Origin of the sequence: Mesorhizobium sp. B2-2-4 (assembly GCF_006442375.1) — a bacterium.
Taxonomy (GTDB): Bacteria; Pseudomonadota; Alphaproteobacteria; order Rhizobiales; family Rhizobiaceae; genus Mesorhizobium.
Map to the genome: position 1 here is coordinate 591,552 of NZ_VFWB01000001.1, position 18,572 is coordinate 610,123.

Sequence of the window (18,572 nt, forward strand, 5' to 3'; positions counted from 1 at the left end):
AGCTCGCTCTGCGAACTACGTATTCATTGAATCGAAGAAGTCCGCATTGGTCTTGGTCTGCTTCAGCTTGTCGATGAGGAACTCGATCGCGTCGGTGGTTCCCATCGGCGCCAGGATGCGGCGCAGCACGAAGATCTTCTGCAGGTCAGCGCGCGGCACCAGCAGGTCTTCCTTGCGGGTACCCGACTTCAGAATGTCCATGGCCGGGTAGATGCGCTTGTCGGCGACCTTGCGGTCGAGCTGGATTTCGCAGTTGCCGGTGCCCTTGAACTCTTCGAAGATGACTTCGTCCATGCGGCTGCCGGTATCGATCAGCGCGGTGGCGATGATGGTCAGCGAACCGCCTTCCTCGATGTTGCGGGCTGCGCCGAAGAAGCGCTTCGGGCGCTGCAGCGCATTGGCATCGACGCCGCCGGTCAGCACCTTGCCCGAGGACGGCACCACGGTGTTGTAGGCGCGGCCGAGGCGGGTGATCGAATCGAGCAGGATGACGACGTCGCGGCCATGCTCGACCAGCCGCTTGGCCTTCTCGATGACCATTTCGGCGACCTGCACGTGGCGCACCGCCGGCTCGTCGAAGGTCGAGGAGATCACCTCGCCCTTCACCGAGCGCTGCATGTCTGTCACTTCCTCCGGCCGCTCGTCGATCAGAAGCACGATCAGGTAGCATTCCGGATGGTTGGCGGTAATCGAGTGGGCGATGTTCTGCATGAGAACCGTCTTGCCGGTACGCGGCTGCGCGTTGATCAACGCGCGTTGGCCCTTGCCGATCGGCGCCACCAGGTCGATCACGCGCGGCGAGATATCTTTGGAGGTCGGGTTGTCGATCTCCATCTTCAGCCGCTTGGTCGGATAGAGCGGCGTCAGATTGTCGAAGTGGATCTTGTGGCGGATCTTTTCGGGATCGTCGAAATTGATCGTGTTGACCTTGAGCAGCGCGAAATAGCGCTCGCCCTCTTTCGGACTGCGGATCGGCCCCTCGACCGTATCGCCGGTCTTGAGCGAAAAGCGTCGGATCTGCGAGGGCGAAATATAGATGTCGTCGGGACCCGGCAGATAATTGGCGTTGGCCGAGCGCAGAAAACCGAAACCGTCCTGCAAGACTTCGACCACGCCGTCGCCGATGATCTCGATGTCCTGGGCGGCCAGCTTCTTGAGGATTGCGAACATCAGCTCCTGCTTGCGCATGACGCTGGCGTTCTCCACCTCGAGCGATTCGGCATAGGCGATCAGCTCTGGCGGTTTCTTGTTCTTGAACTCGGTGAGTTTCATTTCTTGCATTAGGATAGACTCTGGGTAGGCTTTTGGGAGGAAATCGGCGGGATGCGATAAATGCCGGGCGCGGCCAAAAGCAATGAAGGGCGGCGCATGACGGGAAGGAAGACCCGTCTTTTATCGTCGGCCGGCTGAAAGAGCAAGCCGCCTTTTAGCAGGTCGTGAGAGAGGTCTGAAGGTTCAGAACGGCTTGACGACGACCAGGATCACGATAGCGATCATCAGCAATGTGGGGATCTCGTTGACGATCCGCCAGTGCCTCGCGGGCTTTTCATTGCGGTCCTCGGCGAATTTTCGCACAGCGCCGGCCAGATAGCCGTGGATGCCCGACAGAACCAGCACCAGCGCGATCTTGCCGTGCAGCCAGCCGCCCTGGAAACCAAAACCTTTCCAGGCCAGCCACAGGCCGAACACCCAAGTGACGATCATCGCCGGATTGATGATGCCACGCAGCAGCCGGCGCTCCATCACCTTGAAAGTCTCCGACTGCACCGAACCCTTCTCGGCATCGGCGTGATAGACCAGCAGCCGCGGCAGATAGAGCATGCCCGCCATCCACGAAATGACGGCAAGAACGTGGATCGCCTTGGCCCAGAGATAGAAGCCGTCTGGGGCCGCCAGAAACAGCAGCGCGGTGAGCACGACCAGGGCCGCGATGCCGATCACCATCCGCATCATCGCCTGGCCCGTGCTGTTGGTGTTGCTCATCCCGGCCATCAGCGTGTCGCGCTCCTCACCAGTTTCACCATCGCCTCGACATGCGCAATCGGCGTTTCCGGGGTAATGCCGTGGCCAAGATTGAAGATCAACGGTCCGCTTCCCAGGCTCTCCAGGATCGCGCTGACGCCGTCGGCCAGCGCCTTGCCGCCGGCGACCAGCCGCAGCGGATCGAGATTGCCCTGGACGGCCCCTTCCCGCTGCAACGCCTTCGCTGTCTCCAGCGGCACCGTCCAGTCGATCCCCAGCCCCGTGACGCCGGTCTTCTCGCGATAGCTCCGGTAGCGCGCGCCGGCGCCCTTGGGAAAACCGATGATCGGCACATCGGGATGGACCGCTCGAACCTGCCTGACGATCTCGGCCACCGGCTCGACGCAGAACAGCTCGAAACAAGCATCGTCGAGCACGCCGGACCAGGAATCGAATATCTGCACCACATCGGCGCCGGCCTCGATCTGCCTGATGAGATAGGCGGCCGAATGATCGGTCAGCACCTTGAGCAGCCGACGAAACGCCGCCAGCTCCCGATAGGCGAACAGCCGCGCCGGCGCCTGGTCCGGCGTGCCGTGCCCGGCGATCATGTAGGTCGCCACCGTCCATGGCGCGCCGCAGAAGCCGATCAGCGTGATTTCATCGGGCAGTTTCGTCCGCAACCGGCGAACCGTCTCGTAGACCGGTTCGAGATTCACGTGAAACACCGTGCTGTCCAGGGCCGCGATTTCAGCCGCCGTGATCGGCGTCAGCAGCGGCCCTCGCCCCTCTTCGAAGCGCACGTCGCGGCCAAGCGCATGCGGAACGACAAGGATGTCGGAGAACAGAATCGAAGCGTCGAAGCCGAAGCGCTCGATCGGCTGCATGGTCACCTCGAAGGCAAGGTCGGGATCATAGCAGAGGTCGAGGAATGAACCTGCGCGTCGGCGCGTCTCGCGGTATTCCGGCAGATAGCGCCCGGCCTGGCGCATCATCCAGAGCGGCGGCGGAAACACCGTCTCACCCTTCAGCACGTCCAGCATGATCCGTCTTGCAGGCATAGAGCGCTCGCCTCTCCCGGCTTCCCTTTAATCAAATATCTTATTTTAAAGAATCTTCTGATTCTAAGAGTCTGTTGGTTGTGGTGGTTGTCACCTGTCCCGCTTTGGCCGTCAAAACACCAGCAAGCATTTTGTCGCGCATTTCCAATCGCCCCTTGCAGGGTTCTGGGGACGAGCCGGAATCTTCCATTGGACTCAACACGCTAGAGCAGCGATCCTGCAGGTACGTCCTGTGGACAGACAAAAGGCAGAAATCTCCGTCCACGGACTTGTCCCCAGCCGCCCGACGAAGCCTACAGCGCATCGAATTGTGGACAAACCGGCATCTGATACAGTCGCTCCGGCCGGCGGGTTTTCCGAACCCTGCTTTATCCACATCCGCCCACAGCCCTAGGTAAACCCTGTGAACAAACCCCAGAGCTTCTTCCACCTGCACCTGATCTCCGACGCCACCGGCGAAACGCTGCTCGCGGCCGGCCGCGCGGCTTCGGCGCAATACAAGGATGCGCGCGCCATCGAGCACATCTACCCGCTCATCCGAACCGAAAAACAGGTGGCCAAAGTGTTCGAGGACATCGAGGAGGAGCCGGGCATCATTCTCTACACCGTCGTCGACCAGAAGCTGGCGCGCGGCATCGACGAGCGCTGCGCCGCCATGGGCCTGCCCTGCGTCTCCGTGCTGGAGCCGGTGCTCACCGTCTTCCAGTCCTATCTGGGCACGCCGGCCGGCCGCCGCGTCGGCGCCCAGCACGTCCTCGATGCCGAATATTTCCGCCGCATCGACGCACTCAACTTCACCATGGAACATGATGACGGCCAGTTGCCGGCCAATATGGACGATGCCGACATCGTGCTGGTCGGCATTTCGCGCACGTCCAAGACGCCGACCAGCATCTATCTCGCCAACAGGGGCATCAAGACCGCCAACATTCCGATCGTGCTCGGCGTGCCGGTGCCCGAAAGCCTGGTCAACGCCAGGACGCCGCTGATCGTCGGCCTTGTCGCCACCGCCGAACGCATCTCGCATGTCCGCCAGAACCGCATCCTCGGCAACAGCAGCGCCTATGTGCCAGGCGACTATGTCGACCGCGCCGCCATCAATGAGGAGCTCGCCTATGCCCGCCAGATCTGTACCCGCCATGGCTGGCCGATGATCGACGTCAGCCGCCGCTCGATCGAGGAGACGGCGGCGGCAATCGTTGCCCTGCGGGGGAAGACGCGGTAGGTGCAGATGAGAGAAGTGAGGGGTGCGCGATGGAACGCCAACCCTGGGTGAACCAGCATGACCGAAAAAATCATCCTCGCCTCCGGCAGTCCGTTCCGCAAGACGATGCTCCTCGGTGCCGGCATCGACGTCGAGGCGGTTGCGCCTGATGTCGACGAGCGCGCGCTCGAGGCGCCCCTGCAAGGCAGCGGCGCCTCGCCCGAGGATGTCGCGCTGGTGCTGGCCGAAGCCAAGGCCACCGAAGTAAGCGAGCGCAGGCCCGGCGCGTTGGTGCTCGGCTGCGACCAGACGCTGTCGCTCGGCGACGAGGTGTTCCACAAGCCGGCCGACATGGAAGGGGCGCGCCGCCATCTGCTGGCGCTGTCGGGAAGGACCCATCAGCTCAACAGCGCCGCGGTCCTGGTCCGCGACGGCGAGGTGCTGTGGCGCCATGTCGGCATCGCCAGCCTCACCATGCGCAAGCTCGATCCGGCCTTCATCGGCCGCCACCTGGCGCGCGTCGGCTCAAGGGCGCTGTCGAGCGTCGGCGCCTACCAGGTCGAAGGCGAAGGCATCCAGCTCTTCGAGAAGATCGAGGGCGACCACTTCACCATTGTCGGCCTGCCGCTGCTGCCGCTGCTGGCCGAACTGCGCACGCTGGGAGCGATCGATGGCTGAGGCGACCAAAAAGGCCTTCGTCACCGGTCACCCGATCAAGCATTCGCGCTCGCCGAAGATCCACGGCCACTGGCTGGCCAGATACGGCATCGACGGCAGCTACCAGGCGATCGATGTCGCGCCGCAGGATTTCGCCGAATTCCTGAGCACATTGCAGGCGAACGGCTATTTCGGGGGCAATGTCACCATCCCGCACAAGGAGGCCGCCTTCGCCCTGGTCGAGCACCTTGACGAGGCGGCCCAGCAGATCGGCGCGGTCAACACGCTGTGGCTGGAGGACGGCCAATTGTGGGGCGGCAACACCGACAGCCATGGCTTCGCCGCCAATCTCGACGATCACGCGCCGGGCTGGGCATCCAATGGCCCGGCGGTGGTGCTCGGCGCCGGCGGCGCCTCGCGCGCCGTCATCCACGCGCTGAAGCAGCGGGGCATCCACGATATCCGCATCGTCAATCGCACGCTTGCCCGGGCGGCGGAGTTGCGCGACCGGTTCGGCGCCGGTGTCTCCGCGCACGGCATGGCGGTGACCGGTGAACTGCTTGCCGATGCCGGCCTGCTCATCAACACCACGGCGCTCGGCATGCAAGGCAATGAGGGTCTCGCCGCCGACCCGGCCCTTTTGCCGGACCACGCCATCGTCACCGACATCGTCTATGTGCCGCTCGAGACGCCGCTGCTTGCCGCGGCAAGCGCGCGCAAGCTGAAGACGGTGGACGGTCTCGGCATGCTGCTCAACCAGGCGGCGCCGGGTTTCGAACGCTGGTTCGGCGTCCGGCCCCGTGTCACACCCGAATTGCGCGCGCTCGTCGAAGCCGATCTGGCGCCAAAACCATGATGGTGCTCGGCCTCACCGGTTCGATCGGCATGGGCAAGTCGACCACCGCGAAAATGTTTGCCGAGGCCGGCGTCCCGGTCCACGATTCCGACGAGACGGTGCATCGCCTCTATGCCGGCAAGGCAGCCCCCCTGGTCGAGGCCGCGTTTCCAGGAACCACCGGCGCCGGAGGCGTCGACCGGGCAAAGCTCGGCGCTCGGGTGCTTGGCGATGCGGCCGCGCTGAAAAGGCTGGAAGCGATCATCCATCCGCTGGTGCGCGCCGACGCCGACGCGTTCCTGGCGCGCAACCGCGCCGCCGGCGCGCCGCTTGCCGTCCTCGACATTCCGCTCCTGTTCGAAACCGGCGGCCGCGACCGCGTCGACAAGGTCGTCGTCGTCACCGCGCCGGCCGAAGTCCAGCGCCAGCGCGTGCTGGCGCGGCCCGGCATGAGCGAAGAGAAACTCGCCTCCATCCTGGCCAGCCAGGTGCCGGATGCGCAAAAGCGCCGCCAGGCCGACTTCGTCATCGATACCAGCCAGGGCCTGGATGCCGCGCGGGCTGAGGTCGAAGCTATCATCGCGGATTTGAGAGGTTAGATCGGCGCCTCTTTTCCTTCTCCCACAGGGGAGAAGGAAAAAAGTCATTGCCCATTGCCATTTTGTTCCGCTCTCACGATTCTGCTTGCCAGGAGCGACTGATTCGATGCGTGAGATCATTTTCGATACGGAAACCACCGGCCTAGACATGCGCGACGACCGCATCATCGAGCTTGGCGGCGTCGAGCTGGTCAACCGCTTTCCGACCGGCAAGACCTTCCACCACTACATCAACCCGCAGGGCCGCTCGATCCACGCCGAGGCGCAGGCCGTGCACGGCATCAGCATGGCGGACCTGCAGGGCAAGCCGTCCTTCGCCGAGATCGTCGAGGAGTGGATCGCCTTCACCGACGGCGCCAAGCTGGTCGCCCACAACGCCACCTTCGACATCGGATTCCTCAATGTCGAGTTCGGCCGGCTCGGCCATCCGGCCGTCGACATCGGGCGCGTCGTCGACACGCTGGCGCTGGCGCGGCGCAGGCATCCGATGGGTCCCAATTCGCTCGACGCGCTCTGCCGGCGCTATGGCATCGACAATGCGCGGCGCACCAAGCACGGCGCCTTGCTGGATTCGGAGCTGCTGGCCGAAGTCTATATCGAGCTGATCGGCGGCAAGCAGACGGCTCTGATCCTGGACACAGTTTCAGTGCAGATGAACGGCGCGGGCGAAGTGGCAGACATCGACATCTCGGTCGGTGCGCGGCCGATCGCCCTCCCCCCGCGCCTGAGCGAAGCCGAGCGCGCGGCGCATGCCGGCATGGTCGCCACGCTGGGTGAGAAGGCGCTGTGGCTGAAGGTGATGGGCGCCTAAGCGCGCCGTTCTCCTCGAAGTCGGGGGGCTTCGCGGCCAAACCGGCCTCGAAAACGAAAAACCCGGCGCGAGGCCGGGTCTTTCTGCAATATCCGTACGAGCCGGAATCAGCTCACCTGGACCTTCGACGCCGCCTGGTCCTCGGCCAGCTTCTGCTGGAACATCTGCGCGAAATCGATCGGGTCGAGCATCAGCGGCGGGAAGCCGCCATTGCGCGTTGCCTCGGCGATGATCTGCCGGGCGAACGGGAACAGCAGCCGCGGGCATTCGATGAACAGGATCGGCAACATGTGTTCCTGCGGGAAGCCACTGATGGCGAAAACGCCGCCATAGACCAGCTCGACATTGAACAGCACTTCCTGGTCGAAGGACGCCTTGGCGTTCAGCGTCAGGTTGACGTCGAACTGCTTGTCGGAGAGCGGATTGGCGTTGACGTTGACGTTGATGGCGATACCAGGCGCCTTATCGCGGCCGCGCAGCGAGTTCGGCGCGCCGGGGCTCTCGAAGGAAAGGTCCTTCACATACTGGGCAAGGACGTTGAGCGAGGGCTGCGCCGTGTTGCCGTTTCCGTTGGCGCCGACCGGCGCGTCATCTTTGCTGGCCATGAGCCTTGTGTCCTTTTGCCTGGGCAGCATTGCTGACCGAATTGAAATCGGGCGTTCGCTACCATGGCCGGCATGACAAGACAAGGTTTGCCGCCTTGCGACCGGAGGGGATCCAGACTGCGTCGAGATTCAGGTCAGGCCGGCATCACCTGAACATCAATATAGCCTCAGTCGTCCTTCAGGCGGCGCCATGGCGAATTGTGGTCCGGCCCGCGCTTGAAATCGTCTTCGCGCGAATAATCGCCGTCGTCGAGGTCGATGACCCTGTCGCGCGGCCGGCCGCGGAAGCCGCCGGCCGAGAAATTCGTCGCCACCACGATGCGGCCCTTGAGCCTGCGCCAGGCAAGATCGCGCACCGGCGGCAGGAACAAGAGAATGCCGAAAATGTCCGATATGAAGCCCGGGATGATCAGCAGGATCGCGGCGAGCACGATCATGGCGCCGTGCGCGAGCTGGCGGCTCGGATCGCGGCCGGCGCCCATCTCGGTGCTGATGCGGCTCATGACGCCAAAACCCTGATGCCTGAGCAGCAGCGCCCCGGCGATGCTCGAGGCGAGCACCAGGCCGACCGTCGCCAGCGCGCCGATCTGGCGCCCGACTATGACGAAGCCGGCGATCTCCAGCAGCGGAAGCGCCAGAAGAAAAACGGGAAATAACGAAATGCGCAAGTCTTGCCGATCCTTCCGATCGTTCTGGCGTTGGTCTGTTTTGCCTGCCAGCGGCCGCCGGCCGCTGGCGCCGAGGCTGTTAGATAGGTATGGCTGCCTTTGATTTGAATGATTGCGCCTTGCGTTCTATATGGTTTGCATGTTGAACGCTATGCGACCGCTGCCCTGTTGGCCGGGCGGTCCGGCCGAGGGCAGGATTGATTGGCGGAAGATATGGGTTTCTTCGACTTCGGCACGATTTTCTTTCTGATTGCGGCAGTTGTGATCTTTTTCCAGCTGCGCAATGTGCTGGGCCGTCGTACCGGCAGCGAACGGCCGCCTTTCGATCCCTATACCGCCGCCCGCACGGGCGACAAGGATGCGCAGAAATCCGAGAATGTCGTGTCGCTGCCGCGCAAGCGCCAGCCCGGCGAGCCGGCCGGCGAGGTCTATGCGGCCATCGACGCCTTTGCCAAGCCCGGCACCGACCTCAACAAGGGCCTGCGCACGATCAAGGACAACGATCCGTCCTTCGACCCGAAGGGTTTCGTCGACGGCGCCAAGATGGCTTACGAGATGATCGTCATGGCCTATGCCGATGGCGATCGCAAAACGCTGAAGAACCTTCTGTCGCGCGATGTCTATGACGGTTTCGTCGCCGCGATCGGCGAGCGCGAGGCGCGGTCGGAAAAGATCCAGTCTTCCTTCGTCGGCATCGACAAGGCCGACATCGTCTCGGCCGAGATGAAGGGCGGCGAGGCGCATGTCACGCTGCGCATCATCAGCGAGCTGATTTCGGCGACGCGCGACAAGGCCGGTGCGGTCATCGACGGCGACCCCGAAACCGTCGCCGAGGTCAAGGACGTCTGGACCTTCGCCCGCGACACGCGCTCGCGCGACCCGAACTGGAAGCTCGTCGCCACCGAAGAAGAAGATTGAATCCCTGACCGCGGCGGGCCTGTCGTGTCCTTCCATCAGGCATTCAGCGAAAGATCCTTCGGCGCTCTGCCCGGCTGGGATGACGACGACCATCTGGCGGCCTTCGAGGCCTTTCGCCGCTCCGCCTTCCATGTCCTGGCCAAGCCCTATCGCAGCGGCGCGCTCGGCGTCGACTTTGACGCCTTTGCCGGTGCCTATGCCGAGGCGCGCGCGGCCCCTCCTGCCAGCCGGTCGGAGGCCCGCGCCTTCTTCGAGCGTCATTTCGTCCCCATGCAGGTGCGTCCAGAGACCGGCGCCGGCCTCGTCACCGGCTTCTACGAACCGGAGGTCGAGGCCTCGCCGGTGCGCACGGAGCGTTTTGCCGTGCCGCTTCTGTCGCGTCCCGCCGATCTCGTCGATGTCGACGACGCCAACCGGCCCGACGGAATGGACCCCTATCTCGCTTTCGCGCGCCGGACGCCGGACGGGCCGGCCGAATATTTCGACCGCGGCGCGATCGAGCGCGGCGCGCTCGCCGGCAAGGGCCTGGAGATCGCCTGGTTGGCCGACAAGGTCGACGCCTTCTTCATCCATGTGCAGGGCGCGGCGCGGCTTCTCATGACCGACGGCCGGCTGTGTCGCGTCACCTATGCGGCCAAGTCCGGCCAGCGCTTCACCGGGCCCGGCAAGGTGTTGAGCGAGCTCGGCGAGATCCCGCTGGAAAACGTGACGATGCAGTCGATCCGCGCCTGGTTCAGGGCGCATCCCGGCCGCGTCGACGAGATCCTGTGGCAGAACCGTTCCTATATCTTCTTCCGCGAGGCCGCGGTCGAGGACGCAGCACTCGGGCCGATCGCCGCCGCCAAGGTGCCGCTGACGCCGGGCCGCTCGATCGCCGTCGACCGGCTGCTGCACACATTCGGCACGCCCTTCTACATCGATGCGCCATCGCTGACGGCTTTCGAGGCAAAACCGTTCCGGCGCCTCATGATCGCGCAGGACACCGGCTCCGCCATCACTGGGCCGGCGCGCGGAGATCTCTTCGCCGGGTCGGGCGATGCCGCCGGCGAGATCGCCGGCGTGGTGCGCAATCCGGCCGATTTCTACGCACTGGTGCCGCGCCCGCTCGTCTCGGGGTCCAAGCCATGACCCGCCGCAGCGACAGATTGAGCGAGGACGACCGGGTGCTGTGGAACCTGGTGGCGCGCACGGCCAAGCCGCTGAAGGGCAAGGCCGCCGTGCCTGTCCCGGATTTCGGCATCGAGGCGAAGCCGGCGCCGACGCAACAAGCCCGGCCCGTTGCCGGTCCGGCAGGCGCGGCGAAGCCGAAGGCCCAGCATGTCTCCCATGTGCTCGACGAGCCGACGCTGGACAAACTATCGAAAGGCCGGCTGCCCATCGAAGGCCGCGTCGACCTGCACGGCATGACGCAGGACGAAGCCTATTCGCTGCTGTTTTCCTTCCTGCACCGCGCGCATGCCGGCGGCATCCGCTATGTCCTGGTCATCACCGGCAAGGGCTCTTCGTCGGGCGGCGACGGCGTGCTGCGCCGCGCGGTGCCGGCCTGGCTCTCAACGCCGGCGTTCCGGCCGCTGGTCTCCAGTCACGACCACGCCGCGCGCAACCATGGCGGCTCGGGCGCGCTCTATGTCAGGCTGCGGCGGGTCCGGTCGTGAGGATGGGCTCGTGACCCCGTTAGGCGAGAGGCTGCGAGCGCTGAGGGCCGAGCGCGGCGTCACCCAGAAGGACATGGCCGCCGCCATCGGCGTCAGCGCCGCCTATCTGTCGGCGCTCGAGCATGGAAGGCGCGGCGCGCCGACCTGGACGCTGATCCAGAAGATCATCGGCTATTTCAACATCATCTGGGACGACGCGGAGGAACTGGCGCGACTGGCCGAAGGCTCGCATCCGCGCGTCAGGCTCGACACGTCGGGCCTGAGCCCGGCCGCGACCGAGCTTGCCAACCTCCTGGCCGAGAACATCGAAAAGCTCGACGAGGAGGAACTGCGCGGCATAACCTTCTCTATCCGAGCGGCGCTGGGGCGACGGCGGTAGGCCGGGTTTGCCCGGCTCTCGCGGCGGCTGAGCTCCCGATCGCGAAACGGCGGCCCGCCAGCAGCAGCCGGCGGGCCGCCGTGATGAGATCAGTTCTTGCCGGCCGTGCTGCCGCCATTGCCACCGCGGCCGTGATCACCATGGCCGCGGCCACCATTGCCGCCGCCAAGGCAGTCCGATGCGCCGGCGGCGCCGCAACAGCGGCCGCTCCACAGGTCGTTGAGATTGGTGTTGGCGCAGCTTCGAATGGTCTGATCGGCCAGAGCGGATCCGGCCATGCCCGACACCGCGACGGCGGCGAGAAGGGTGTTACGCAGGAAAGCAGTCATTTGAAGTCTCCATGGTTGGTTTCGGTTCACGGCTGTGTGTCGCCGGCCGGGCCGAAATGGTTCATGGAGGGTGTGGGAATTTTTTTGGGGAGTGCGCGAGGCGCGTGACTGCAACGTCGGCGCCGCCCCTCATCCGCCTGCCGGCACCTTCTCCCCGTATAGGACGGGGAGAAGGGAGACAGCCGCGCCCTTGGCGTATTTCTTGCGACGTCGGCAATTGGGGAAATCGTCGATGACAGCGTCTTTCTCCCCGTCACTATACGGGGAGAAATGCCCGGCAGGGCAATGAGGGGCGGGGCCGACATCCGGCGGTTGGGCGCGCCGCCCGCCGCAGTCCCTACTCCACGGACCCGACCAGCACCTGCTGGCCGCCACGGATCGAGACCCAGCGGCCGGTGTTGTCGATCGCCTGGCGCTTGAGGAAATGGTAGCCGGTGTCGTCCCAGGCCTTGACCTTGTCGGTCAGATTGTCGAGCACATAGTCGCCCCTGTCGGTGCGCACCGTCAGCACCGAGTGCCCTTCGCCGTCGGGTTTGCGCACCACGGTGATGAGAAGATCGGCAAGCGATATGCCCATCCGGGACAGCAGGCGCCGCTTTTCCAGCACATAGTCCTCGCAGTCGCCGACGCCCTTGGCGGGATAGGCCCAGACCTCGTCCTTGCCATAGATGTCCATGTCGCTCATCGGCTTGACGGCGGCATTCACCCTGGCGGTGACCTTGGCCAGCTTGCGCCACAACCTGTCCGTCATCGCGGCCGGCGCCAGATTGCCGGGACGGATCGCGCATTCGCGGGCATTGAGCCTGCAGAAATCATAATGGCCGATCGGTTGCGACGCGACGCCGCCGGTCGTCATCGCTCCGGCCGCCAGGGCCGGTGCCACCCAGCCTCCCATCATTGTCGCCAGTCCGGCTACTGCGCACGCACGAAGCGCTCGCGCCATTGGTGAGGAATTCATTGTCCCCGCTCGCCCTTGTTATTAATGAAAGGTTAAGGGCGATCTACAGTCCGTGTCAATTACCACGATTGGGTGATTTGCGACATGGTTACCCGCGAGACGCATGGCAGCGGCACCCGTGCGACAGGCCTGCCCGGCCTGTCCGGCGCTATCGGGCCGGCAATGCAGGCTGCCTATCTTTTGGCGGTGCGGACCAGCTTCGGTTTCACGGCGACCCGGTTCTGGCGGCCATAGCTGGTGATGAAGTCGACGATGCGCGGCACGATCTCGGCGCGGAAGCGCGACCCGTTGAAGACGCCGTAGTGCCCGACCGCGGGCTGCATGTAATGCGCCTTCCTGTCGGCGGGAATGTTGACGCACAGATCGTGCGCCGCCCGCGTCTGGCCAAGGCCGGAAATGTCGTCGTTCTCGCCCTCCACCGTGAACAGCGCGACATTGCGGATGGCCGAGGGATCGATGGGCGTGCCGCGATGCGTCATCTCGCCCTTGGGCAAGGCATGCCGGACAAACACCGTGTCGACCGTCTGCAGGTAGAACTCAGCCGTCAGGTCCATCACCGCCAGATATTCGTCGTAGAAGTCGCGGTGCTTCTCGGCGCTGTCGCCGTCATGCTTCACAAGGTGCATGAAGAAGTCCTTGTGGGCGATGATGTGGCGGTCGAGGTTCATGCTCATGAAGCCCGAAAGCTGCAGGAAGCCTGGATAGACCTCGCGGCCGAAGCCCGGCACCGGCCAGGGCGCGCGCATCACGACATTGTCGCGGAACCAGTCTATGCCCTTCTCCTCGGCCAGAAGGTTGACCGCGGTCGGGTTGCGGCGCGTGTCGATCGGCCCGCCCATCAGGGTCATCGTCGCAGGAACGAAGGGGTCGCCGCGCGTTTCCATCAGCGCCACGGCCGCCAGCACCGGCACGGAAGGCTGGCAAACAGCCATCACATGCGTGTCGGGGCCCAGCACATGCAGCATGTCGACGACATAGTCGATATAGTCGTCGAGATCGAATTGGCCGTCGGCCGTCGGCACCATGCGGGCGTCGATCCAGTCGGTGATGTGCACGTCGGCATGGGGCAGCATGGCTTCGACCGTGCCGCGCAGCAGCGTCGCATAGTGGCCCGACATCGGCGCCACGATCAGAAGCTTCGGATCGCGCCGCCGCCCGGCGGGCACGGCGCGCTCGAAACGCACCAGGTTGCAGAACGGTCGTGACCAGACGACCTTCTCGGTCACTGCCACGCTCTTCCAGTCGACCACCGTCTTGTCGAGGCCGAATTGCGGCTTGCCGTAGCGGCGCGTGGTGCGCTCGAACAACTCGGCGCCCGCCGCGATCGAGCGGCCCCAGGACGTGTGCGAGAACGGATTGAGCGGGTTGGAATAGAACAGCCGCACCGCATCGGCATAGAGACGGGCCGGCTGCAGGGCGGCGTGGTTCATTTCATAGAGCTGGTAGAACATCCGTTTACCCCGCTGCGGCCTGCGACCGAAGGGGCGGCGAGCAGTGCCTGGCCCTAACTGTCTCGCGGGGAAGTTAACAACTAATTGCTGCGATGCAATACGTCACGTGGCGTGATCTATACGCATTCTTGGTCCAAAGCGTTGGAAATCAGCCTTGGACGGTACAAGCCGGCTCATTGTGCAGGTGCGAAGGCCAGGCGGCCCGGCCCTCGGGCCGGGCAGTGGTGGTCAGACGCGCGCCATGCAGACCGCGGTGTGGCCCGAACCGATGAAGCCGAGCTGGCCGGCGGCACCCTTCGACAGGTCGAGCACGCGTCCCCTGATGAACGGTCCGCGATCGTTGATGCGCACCACGACGCTGCGGCCATTGTTCTGGTTGGTGACCCGCAGCTTGGTGCCGAAAGGCAGCGTGCGGTGTGCGGCGGTCAAGGCCGAAGGGTTCATCCGTTCGCCCGACGCGGTCCTGGAGTGCAGGGCGTACCAGGAAGCGCGGCCGCATTGACCGGCGGCGGCGGCGGCTGGAGTGGCGGAGGCGCCGACCATCAGACCAGCAGCGATCGTCACCGCGGCAAGCGCGGTCCGGTTGTTGTTATTCATATTTGGGGGAAGGCTCCGTTTTTGACAGGCCCCAGCCGTTACGGAGACAATAAGGCACGAAATGCGGCGATCATCTGGCGGTTCCATGGCGCCGGCACACGTTTGGAGTCGCCCGGTAACAGTCTGTCAGTGATTTCCCGGCGGTCAGCGATCAACTCACGATGATGTTCCAGCGGATATCCATGTCTTGTTTGACAAGATCGAGCGGCAACATCCAAGTAGAAGATGCTGCTGCCGAACCGATTCCTTTGCCTCTTTCATCGCGACGGCGAAGACGCGACCGATCAACTTCGGAAGGGAGAATCCGGCAATGAGACTGATCAAAAATCTGCTGGCGTTGATTGTGCTGGCCGTCGGCGCGCTGTGGTCGCTGCAAGGCATCGGCGCGATCGGCGGCAGCTTCATGACCGGCCAGTCGCAATGGCTCACCATCGGCATCGTCGTCATGCTGGTCGGTCTCGCCGGGCTCGTGTGGGCGAACCGTTCGCGCGGTTGAGCCGCTCTCACTGCGACCAGTACTGCCAGGCCCAGTAGAAGCTTTCGTCTCGCGGCGGCAGGCGGTCACGCCCGGCCGGGAGTCGGACGGGCGCCGGCGAGCGCGGACCGTCCTCCCTTGTCGCCTTGTCCTCCTCTATCGCCTTGCCATCGGATGTCAGGCCCAGCAGCCAGGTGCCAAAATGGGCGAACAGCATGGCGGTGGAATGGGTCATCGTCATCTCCGTTTCCCGATCATTCGCGTCCCGCCCACGGCACGAGCGCGCGCTCGATCCTGCGGATGGCGAATTCGAGCACGAAGGCGATGGCCGCGATCACCAAAATGCCCATGACCACCACGTCGGTGACCAGGAACTGCGCCGCCGACTGGATCATGAAGCCAAGCCCGCGCGTCGCCGCCACCAGTTCGGCGGCTACCAGCGTGGACCACCCGGCGCCGAGCGCGATGCGCAGTCCGGTCAGGATCGACGGCAGCGCGCTGGGCAGGATCACGTGGCGGACCACCTGGCGCCTCGTCGCGCCAAGCGAACGCGCGGCGTTGATGCGCTCCTGCGAGACGCCGCGGACGCCGGACGCGGTCGACAAGGCCACCGGCGCCAGCATGGCGATGGCTATCACCAGGACCTTCGACGGCTCGCCGATGCCGAACCAGATGATGACCAGCGGCAGATAGGCGAGCGGCGGGATCGGCCGCAGGAATTCCAGCAGCGGATCGAAAATGCCGCGGCCGACGGTGCTGATGCCGATGGCGAGGCCAACCGGCACGCCGACGAGGAGCGCCGCGACGAGCGCGGCGAACACCCGCCCCAGGCTGGCGGCGATATGCTGGACGAGCGTTGCGTCGACAAAGCCATCGCGGGCGACGATGATGAATTTGTTCCACACCGCCACAGGCGAGGGCAGGAATACCGGCGACACCAGTTGCAGGCGGGCCGACAGCGTCCACAGCGCCAGCACCAGAAGAATGGTAGCCGCGCTGACCATGCGCGCCGAAACGCCCTTGCGCTTCGGGACTGGGCGCGACCATGGCACCGACAGGCCGTCGGCCTCTTCGGTCCTGGAGCCGGAGCGTTCGGTGTAGGAGGAAATGGTCATGCCGCCTCTCCCTCGAAGATGGCGTCGGTCAGTTCGCCGCGCGCCGCGGCGAAGCCAGGATCGGCCTTGATGGCGCGGATGGCCTCGCCCGCTGCGTAGCGCCTGGAGAAACCCGGCTCCAAGGTCCGCACCACCCGGCCCGGCCCGGGCGCCAGCACCACGATGCGGGTGGCGAGCACCAGCGCCTCGTCGATGCCGTGCGTGACCATAAGCACGCCGACCTTGCTTGCCGTCCACAGGTCGAGCAGCGTCGTCTGCATACGCTCGCGCGTCAGCGCATCGAGCGCGCCGAGCGGCTCGTCGAGCAGCAGGAATTGTGGCTCGGCAGCCAGTGCCCGGGCAAGGCCGACGCGCTGGCGCATGCCGCCGGACAGCTCCCAGATGCGCTTGTCGCCGGCATCGGTGAGCTTGACCAGGCCGAGCAATTCGTCGGCGCGGCGCGCCCGCTCGGATGGCCCGACACCGCGCAGCCTGAGCGCGAAGGCGACGTTCTCGCGCGCCGTCAGCCAAGGAAACAGCGCGTCGTTCTGGAACACCACCGCACGGTCCGAACCGGGTGCTGCGATCGGCCGGCCGTCGATCGCGGCCGTGCCGCGTGCCGGCGCGACAAAGCCGGCGGCTACATTGAGCAGCGAGGTCTTGCCGCAGCCGGAACGGCCGACAAGGACGACGAAGTCATCGCTGGCGACGTCGATCGATACCCGCTCGACGGCGGGTGCGGGCTGGCCGTCATAGTGGATCGAGATTCTGTCGAGCACGAGATGCGACATGAGCCCTCGCAGGAGTTCGTTGAAGTCCGCCTGCCCGAAGCAGAGCCTCGTCAGCGGCTCCGGGACAGACGACACGCGGCGTCAGGAAAGCCGCGCGCGTCTCATCGGGGCGCCATCTGCCCGTCGTGGCATGGGGCGCTCCAACGCTCGGGTCAGTTCGAGGCCAGCGCCTCGGTGACGTATTTCGATGTCACATATTTCGAATAGTCCGGCAGCACGGCGTCTACCTTGCCCTGCTCCTTGAGGAAGGCGGACGCGGCCGCGATCGCCTTGACCGTGCCGCCGCCGAGGAACTTGTCGGAGGCTTGTTCTTCGAGTGTCGGGAAGACATAGCCCTTGAGCAGTTCAGGCACTTCCTCGACCTTGGCGCCGGTCAGCTTGGCGATCTCGGCCGCCTGCGGCGACGCTGCCGACCAGGCGTCGGGCTTGACCAGGTACTCGGCATAGGCCGCACCCGTCACCTTGACGAAGTCGCGCACCGCTTCCGGGTTCTTTTCGGCAAAGTCGGTGCGCACGATCCAGGCGTCGAAGGTCGGCGCGCCCCAGGCGGCGACCTGGGAGGAATCCAGCACCACCTTGCCTGATGTCTTGACCTGGCCGAGCGCCGGATCCCAGACATAGGCCGCATCGATATCGCCGCGCGAAAAGGCAGCGGCGATTTCCGGCGGCCTGAGATTGAGGATCTCGACCGATTTCGGGTCGACATTCTCATGTTTCAGCGCGGCAAGCAGGCTGTAATGCGTCGTCGAGACGAAGGGCACGGCCACCTTCTTGCCGGCGAGGTCGGTGACCTTCTCGATGCCGGCGCCGTTGCGTGCGACCAGGGCCTCGGATGGCCCGATCAGGCCGACGACGAAGATTGTCTGGACCGGCAATTCGCGGCTCGCCGCCGCCGCCAGCGGGCTCGAACCGACATAGCCGATGTCGACCGAGCCGGATGCGACCGCGGCGATGACATCGGCGCCGGAATCGAATTTGCGCCAGTCGATGGCGGCCTTGGTGGCCTTTTCATAGGCACCATCGGCCTGCGGCACCTTGGAGGGTTCGACCACCGTCTGGTAGCCGATGGTGATCTTGAGGTCGTCGGCAAAAGCCGGGCCGAGGAAGGCGGCGCCGGCAAGTGCGGCCGTAGACAGGAGAAGGATGCGTCGCGAAATGGTGGTGGACATCAAGGGCTCCATGAAACAGGGGAAAACCGGATTGCTTAATGATAGTTCGCTAATTCTATGGTTCTTGTAGAGTTAAATTCTTCTAGCGGGGCTGGATTTGTTGGAAAAAGCTGCCGGTGCCGAGGTCCCCAAGCGGATTTGGCGGCTATGGCGCTTCAAGAGTGGCGACGTCATCACGTTCGGGAAGCTCGGCCCCGCTACCGGCCACCGATCGAGAACGAGAATTCACGCTGCAGCCGCTTGAAAGGCAAATCCATGCTTCAGACGGATGGGAATTTAAAAACATGTTCCGCCTGTTCGCGTTTAAGTATAGTAAACTTATCGACATAGAACCTGGAGGCGGCGATGAGAGGT

General features: G+C 64.7%; 23 protein-coding genes. 10 read left to right on the forward strand and 13 right to left on the reverse strand.

From position 1 onward, the window contains the following. Positions 1-15: 15 nt before the first annotated feature. The 3 genes from rho to hemE form a co-directional block, all read right to left on the reverse strand. Entirely contained in the window at positions 16-1,281 is a 1,266-nt protein-coding gene (rho, locus tag FJ959_RS03070) for a transcription termination factor Rho (RefSeq protein WP_140491913.1), read from the reverse strand. 174 nt (positions 1,282-1,455) lie between these two features. After that, the gene (hemJ, locus tag FJ959_RS03075; RefSeq protein ID WP_140491911.1) at positions 1,456-1,992 is read right to left on the reverse strand and encodes a protoporphyrinogen oxidase HemJ; all 537 of its coding nucleotides are present in this window, start codon (positions 1,990-1,992) and stop codon (positions 1,456-1,458) included. Beyond that, complete coding sequence (gene hemE, locus FJ959_RS03080; RefSeq protein ID WP_140628359.1) at positions 1,992-3,023, reverse strand: uroporphyrinogen decarboxylase; 1,032 nt, start codon at positions 3,021-3,023, stop codon at positions 1,992-1,994. The genes hemJ and hemE overlap by 1 nt, the downstream gene beginning before the upstream one ends. 403 nt (positions 3,024-3,426) lie before the next feature. On the opposite strand from hemE, the gene FJ959_RS03085 reads away from it, so the two are divergent. The 5 genes from FJ959_RS03085 (at position 3,427) to dnaQ (ending at position 7,129) form a co-directional block, all read left to right on the forward strand. Further along, complete coding sequence (locus tag FJ959_RS03085; RefSeq protein ID WP_140491905.1) at positions 3,427-4,248, forward strand: pyruvate, water dikinase regulatory protein; 822 nt, start codon at positions 3,427-3,429, stop codon at positions 4,246-4,248. A 57-nt stretch (positions 4,249-4,305) separates the two neighbouring features. Continuing rightward, positions 4,306-4,905: a Maf-like protein gene (locus tag FJ959_RS03090; protein ID WP_140491900.1), complete on the forward strand. Its 600-nt coding sequence runs from the start codon at positions 4,306-4,308 to the stop codon at positions 4,903-4,905. Further along, complete coding sequence (locus FJ959_RS03095; protein ID WP_140514102.1) at positions 4,898-5,740, forward strand: shikimate dehydrogenase; 843 nt, start codon at positions 4,898-4,900, stop codon at positions 5,738-5,740. Before FJ959_RS03090 ends, FJ959_RS03095 begins: the two co-directional genes overlap by 8 nt. Then, a complete protein-coding gene (gene coaE / locus FJ959_RS03100) occupies positions 5,737-6,318 on the forward strand; it encodes a dephospho-CoA kinase (protein WP_140514103.1) in 582 nt (193 codons plus the stop codon). Before FJ959_RS03095 ends, coaE begins: the two co-directional genes overlap by 4 nt. Before the next feature lie 106 nt (positions 6,319-6,424). Next, the gene (gene dnaQ, locus FJ959_RS03105) at positions 6,425-7,129 is read left to right on the forward strand and encodes a DNA polymerase III subunit epsilon (protein WP_140514104.1); all 705 of its coding nucleotides are present in this window, start codon (positions 6,425-6,427) and stop codon (positions 7,127-7,129) included. Positions 7,130-7,236: 107 nt separating this feature from the next. On the opposite strand, the gene secB is transcribed toward dnaQ, so the two are convergent. Then, the gene (gene secB / locus FJ959_RS03110; RefSeq protein WP_140491875.1) at positions 7,237-7,734 is read right to left on the reverse strand and encodes a protein-export chaperone SecB; all 498 of its coding nucleotides are present in this window, start codon (positions 7,732-7,734) and stop codon (positions 7,237-7,239) included. A gap of 167 nt (positions 7,735-7,901) precedes the next feature. Beyond that, positions 7,902-8,402 carry an FxsA family protein gene (locus FJ959_RS03115; RefSeq protein WP_140491873.1) on the reverse strand — a complete coding sequence of 167 codons (501 nt, stop codon included), beginning with the start codon at positions 8,400-8,402 and terminating at the stop codon, positions 7,902-7,904. Between the two features lie 213 nt (positions 8,403-8,615). Between FJ959_RS03115 and FJ959_RS03120 the strand changes: the two genes are divergently transcribed. The 4 genes from FJ959_RS03120 to FJ959_RS03135 are packed head-to-tail and all read left to right on the forward strand — an operon-like array spanning position 8,616 to position 11,354. After that, positions 8,616-9,320: a Tim44/TimA family putative adaptor protein gene (locus FJ959_RS03120; protein WP_140514105.1), complete on the forward strand. Its 705-nt coding sequence runs from the start codon at positions 8,616-8,618 to the stop codon at positions 9,318-9,320. A 24-nt stretch (positions 9,321-9,344) separates the two neighbouring features. Next, entirely contained in the window at positions 9,345-10,448 is a 1,104-nt protein-coding gene (locus tag FJ959_RS03125; RefSeq protein WP_140628361.1) for a murein transglycosylase A, read from the forward strand. Beyond that, positions 10,445-10,975 (forward strand): Smr/MutS family protein, encoded by a 531-nt coding sequence (locus FJ959_RS03130; RefSeq protein WP_140625316.1) that lies wholly within the window; start codon positions 10,445-10,447, stop codon positions 10,973-10,975. The genes FJ959_RS03125 and FJ959_RS03130 overlap by 4 nt, the downstream gene beginning before the upstream one ends. Before the next feature lie 10 nt (positions 10,976-10,985). Beyond that, positions 10,986-11,354: a helix-turn-helix transcriptional regulator gene (locus tag FJ959_RS03135; protein ID WP_140625315.1), complete on the forward strand. Its 369-nt coding sequence runs from the start codon at positions 10,986-10,988 to the stop codon at positions 11,352-11,354. 89 nt (positions 11,355-11,443) lie between these two features. Here the strand turns inward: FJ959_RS03135 and FJ959_RS03140 are convergent, their stop codons facing one another. From FJ959_RS03140 to FJ959_RS03160, 4 genes are all read right to left on the reverse strand, one after another. Further along, positions 11,444-11,683 (reverse strand): hypothetical protein, encoded by a 240-nt coding sequence (locus FJ959_RS03140; protein WP_140491863.1) that lies wholly within the window; start codon positions 11,681-11,683, stop codon positions 11,444-11,446. Positions 11,684-12,020: 337 nt separating this feature from the next. Then, positions 12,021-12,641 (reverse strand): transglutaminase-like cysteine peptidase, encoded by a 621-nt coding sequence (locus FJ959_RS03150; protein ID WP_140491861.1) that lies wholly within the window; start codon positions 12,639-12,641, stop codon positions 12,021-12,023. Between the two features lie 173 nt (positions 12,642-12,814). Beyond that, positions 12,815-14,092, reverse strand: coding sequence for a polyhydroxyalkanoate depolymerase (locus FJ959_RS03155; RefSeq protein ID WP_140491858.1), 1,278 nt, complete (start codon positions 14,090-14,092; stop codon positions 12,815-12,817). A gap of 228 nt (positions 14,093-14,320) precedes the next feature. Continuing rightward, entirely contained in the window at positions 14,321-14,689 is a 369-nt protein-coding gene (locus FJ959_RS03160) for a septal ring lytic transglycosylase RlpA family protein (protein ID WP_140628364.1), read from the reverse strand. A 310-nt stretch (positions 14,690-14,999) separates the two neighbouring features. Here FJ959_RS03160 and FJ959_RS31530 point away from each other — a divergent pair, with 310 nt between their 5' ends. Further along, positions 15,000-15,185: a hypothetical protein gene (locus tag FJ959_RS31530; RefSeq protein WP_181167265.1), complete on the forward strand. Its 186-nt coding sequence runs from the start codon at positions 15,000-15,002 to the stop codon at positions 15,183-15,185. Between the two features lie 7 nt (positions 15,186-15,192). On the opposite strand, the gene FJ959_RS03170 is transcribed toward FJ959_RS31530, so the two are convergent. The 4 genes from FJ959_RS03170 to tauA all read right to left on the reverse strand — a co-directional run bounded on the left by FJ959_RS03170 (position 15,193) and on the right by tauA (position 18,218). After that, the gene (locus tag FJ959_RS03170) at positions 15,193-15,399 is read right to left on the reverse strand and encodes a hypothetical protein (protein WP_140491853.1); all 207 of its coding nucleotides are present in this window, start codon (positions 15,397-15,399) and stop codon (positions 15,193-15,195) included. Between the two features lie 19 nt (positions 15,400-15,418). Then, positions 15,419-16,279 (reverse strand): ABC transporter permease subunit, encoded by an 861-nt coding sequence (locus FJ959_RS03175; RefSeq protein WP_140628367.1) that lies wholly within the window; start codon positions 16,277-16,279, stop codon positions 15,419-15,421. Continuing rightward, positions 16,276-17,049 carry a taurine ABC transporter ATP-binding protein gene (locus tag FJ959_RS03180; protein WP_140524464.1) on the reverse strand — a complete coding sequence of 258 codons (774 nt, stop codon included), beginning with the start codon at positions 17,047-17,049 and terminating at the stop codon, positions 16,276-16,278. Before FJ959_RS03180 ends, FJ959_RS03175 begins: the two co-directional genes overlap by 4 nt. 152 nt (positions 17,050-17,201) lie before the next feature. Beyond that, a complete protein-coding gene (gene tauA / locus FJ959_RS03185; RefSeq protein ID WP_140628369.1) occupies positions 17,202-18,218 on the reverse strand; it encodes a taurine ABC transporter substrate-binding protein in 1,017 nt (338 codons plus the stop codon). Between the last annotated feature and the right edge of the window lie 354 nt (positions 18,219-18,572).

Coding starts and splice junctions, on each gene's coding strand:
- rho (WP_140491913.1), bottom strand. CDS start 1,281: ATGCAAGAAATGAAACTCACCGAGTTCAAGAACAAGAAACCGCCAGAG.
- hemJ (WP_140491911.1), bottom strand. CDS start 1,992: ATGGCCGGGATGAGCAACACCAACAGCACGGGCCAGGCGATGATGCGG.
- hemE (WP_140628359.1), bottom strand. CDS start 3,023: ATGCCTGCAAGACGGATCATGCTGGACGTGCTGAAGGGTGAGACGGTG.
- FJ959_RS03090 (WP_140491900.1), top strand. CDS start 4,306: ATGACCGAAAAAATCATCCTCGCCTCCGGCAGTCCGTTCCGCAAGACG.
- FJ959_RS03095 (WP_140514102.1), top strand. CDS start 4,898: ATGGCTGAGGCGACCAAAAAGGCCTTCGTCACCGGTCACCCGATCAAG.
- coaE (WP_140514103.1), top strand. CDS start 5,737: ATGATGGTGCTCGGCCTCACCGGTTCGATCGGCATGGGCAAGTCGACC.
- dnaQ (WP_140514104.1), top strand. CDS start 6,425: ATGCGTGAGATCATTTTCGATACGGAAACCACCGGCCTAGACATGCGC.
- secB (WP_140491875.1), bottom strand. CDS start 7,734: ATGGCCAGCAAAGATGACGCGCCGGTCGGCGCCAACGGAAACGGCAAC.
- FJ959_RS03120 (WP_140514105.1), top strand. CDS start 8,616: ATGGGTTTCTTCGACTTCGGCACGATTTTCTTTCTGATTGCGGCAGTT.
- FJ959_RS03130 (WP_140625316.1), top strand. CDS start 10,445: ATGACCCGCCGCAGCGACAGATTGAGCGAGGACGACCGGGTGCTGTGG.
- FJ959_RS03140 (WP_140491863.1), bottom strand. CDS start 11,683: ATGACTGCTTTCCTGCGTAACACCCTTCTCGCCGCCGTCGCGGTGTCG.
- FJ959_RS03150 (WP_140491861.1), bottom strand. CDS start 12,641: ATGAATTCCTCACCAATGGCGCGAGCGCTTCGTGCGTGCGCAGTAGCC.
- FJ959_RS03155 (WP_140491858.1), bottom strand. CDS start 14,092: ATGTTCTACCAGCTCTATGAAATGAACCACGCCGCCCTGCAGCCGGCC.
- FJ959_RS03160 (WP_140628364.1), bottom strand. CDS start 14,689: ATGAATAACAACAACCGGACCGCGCTTGCCGCGGTGACGATCGCTGCT.
- FJ959_RS31530 (WP_181167265.1), top strand. CDS start 15,000: ATGAGACTGATCAAAAATCTGCTGGCGTTGATTGTGCTGGCCGTCGGC.
- FJ959_RS03170 (WP_140491853.1), bottom strand. CDS start 15,399: ATGACCCATTCCACCGCCATGCTGTTCGCCCATTTTGGCACCTGGCTG.
- FJ959_RS03175 (WP_140628367.1), bottom strand. CDS start 16,279: ATGACCATTTCCTCCTACACCGAACGCTCCGGCTCCAGGACCGAAGAG.
- FJ959_RS03180 (WP_140524464.1), bottom strand. CDS start 17,049: ATGTCGCATCTCGTGCTCGACAGAATCTCGATCCACTATGACGGCCAG.
- tauA (WP_140628369.1), bottom strand. CDS start 18,218: ATGTCCACCACCATTTCGCGACGCATCCTTCTCCTGTCTACGGCCGCA.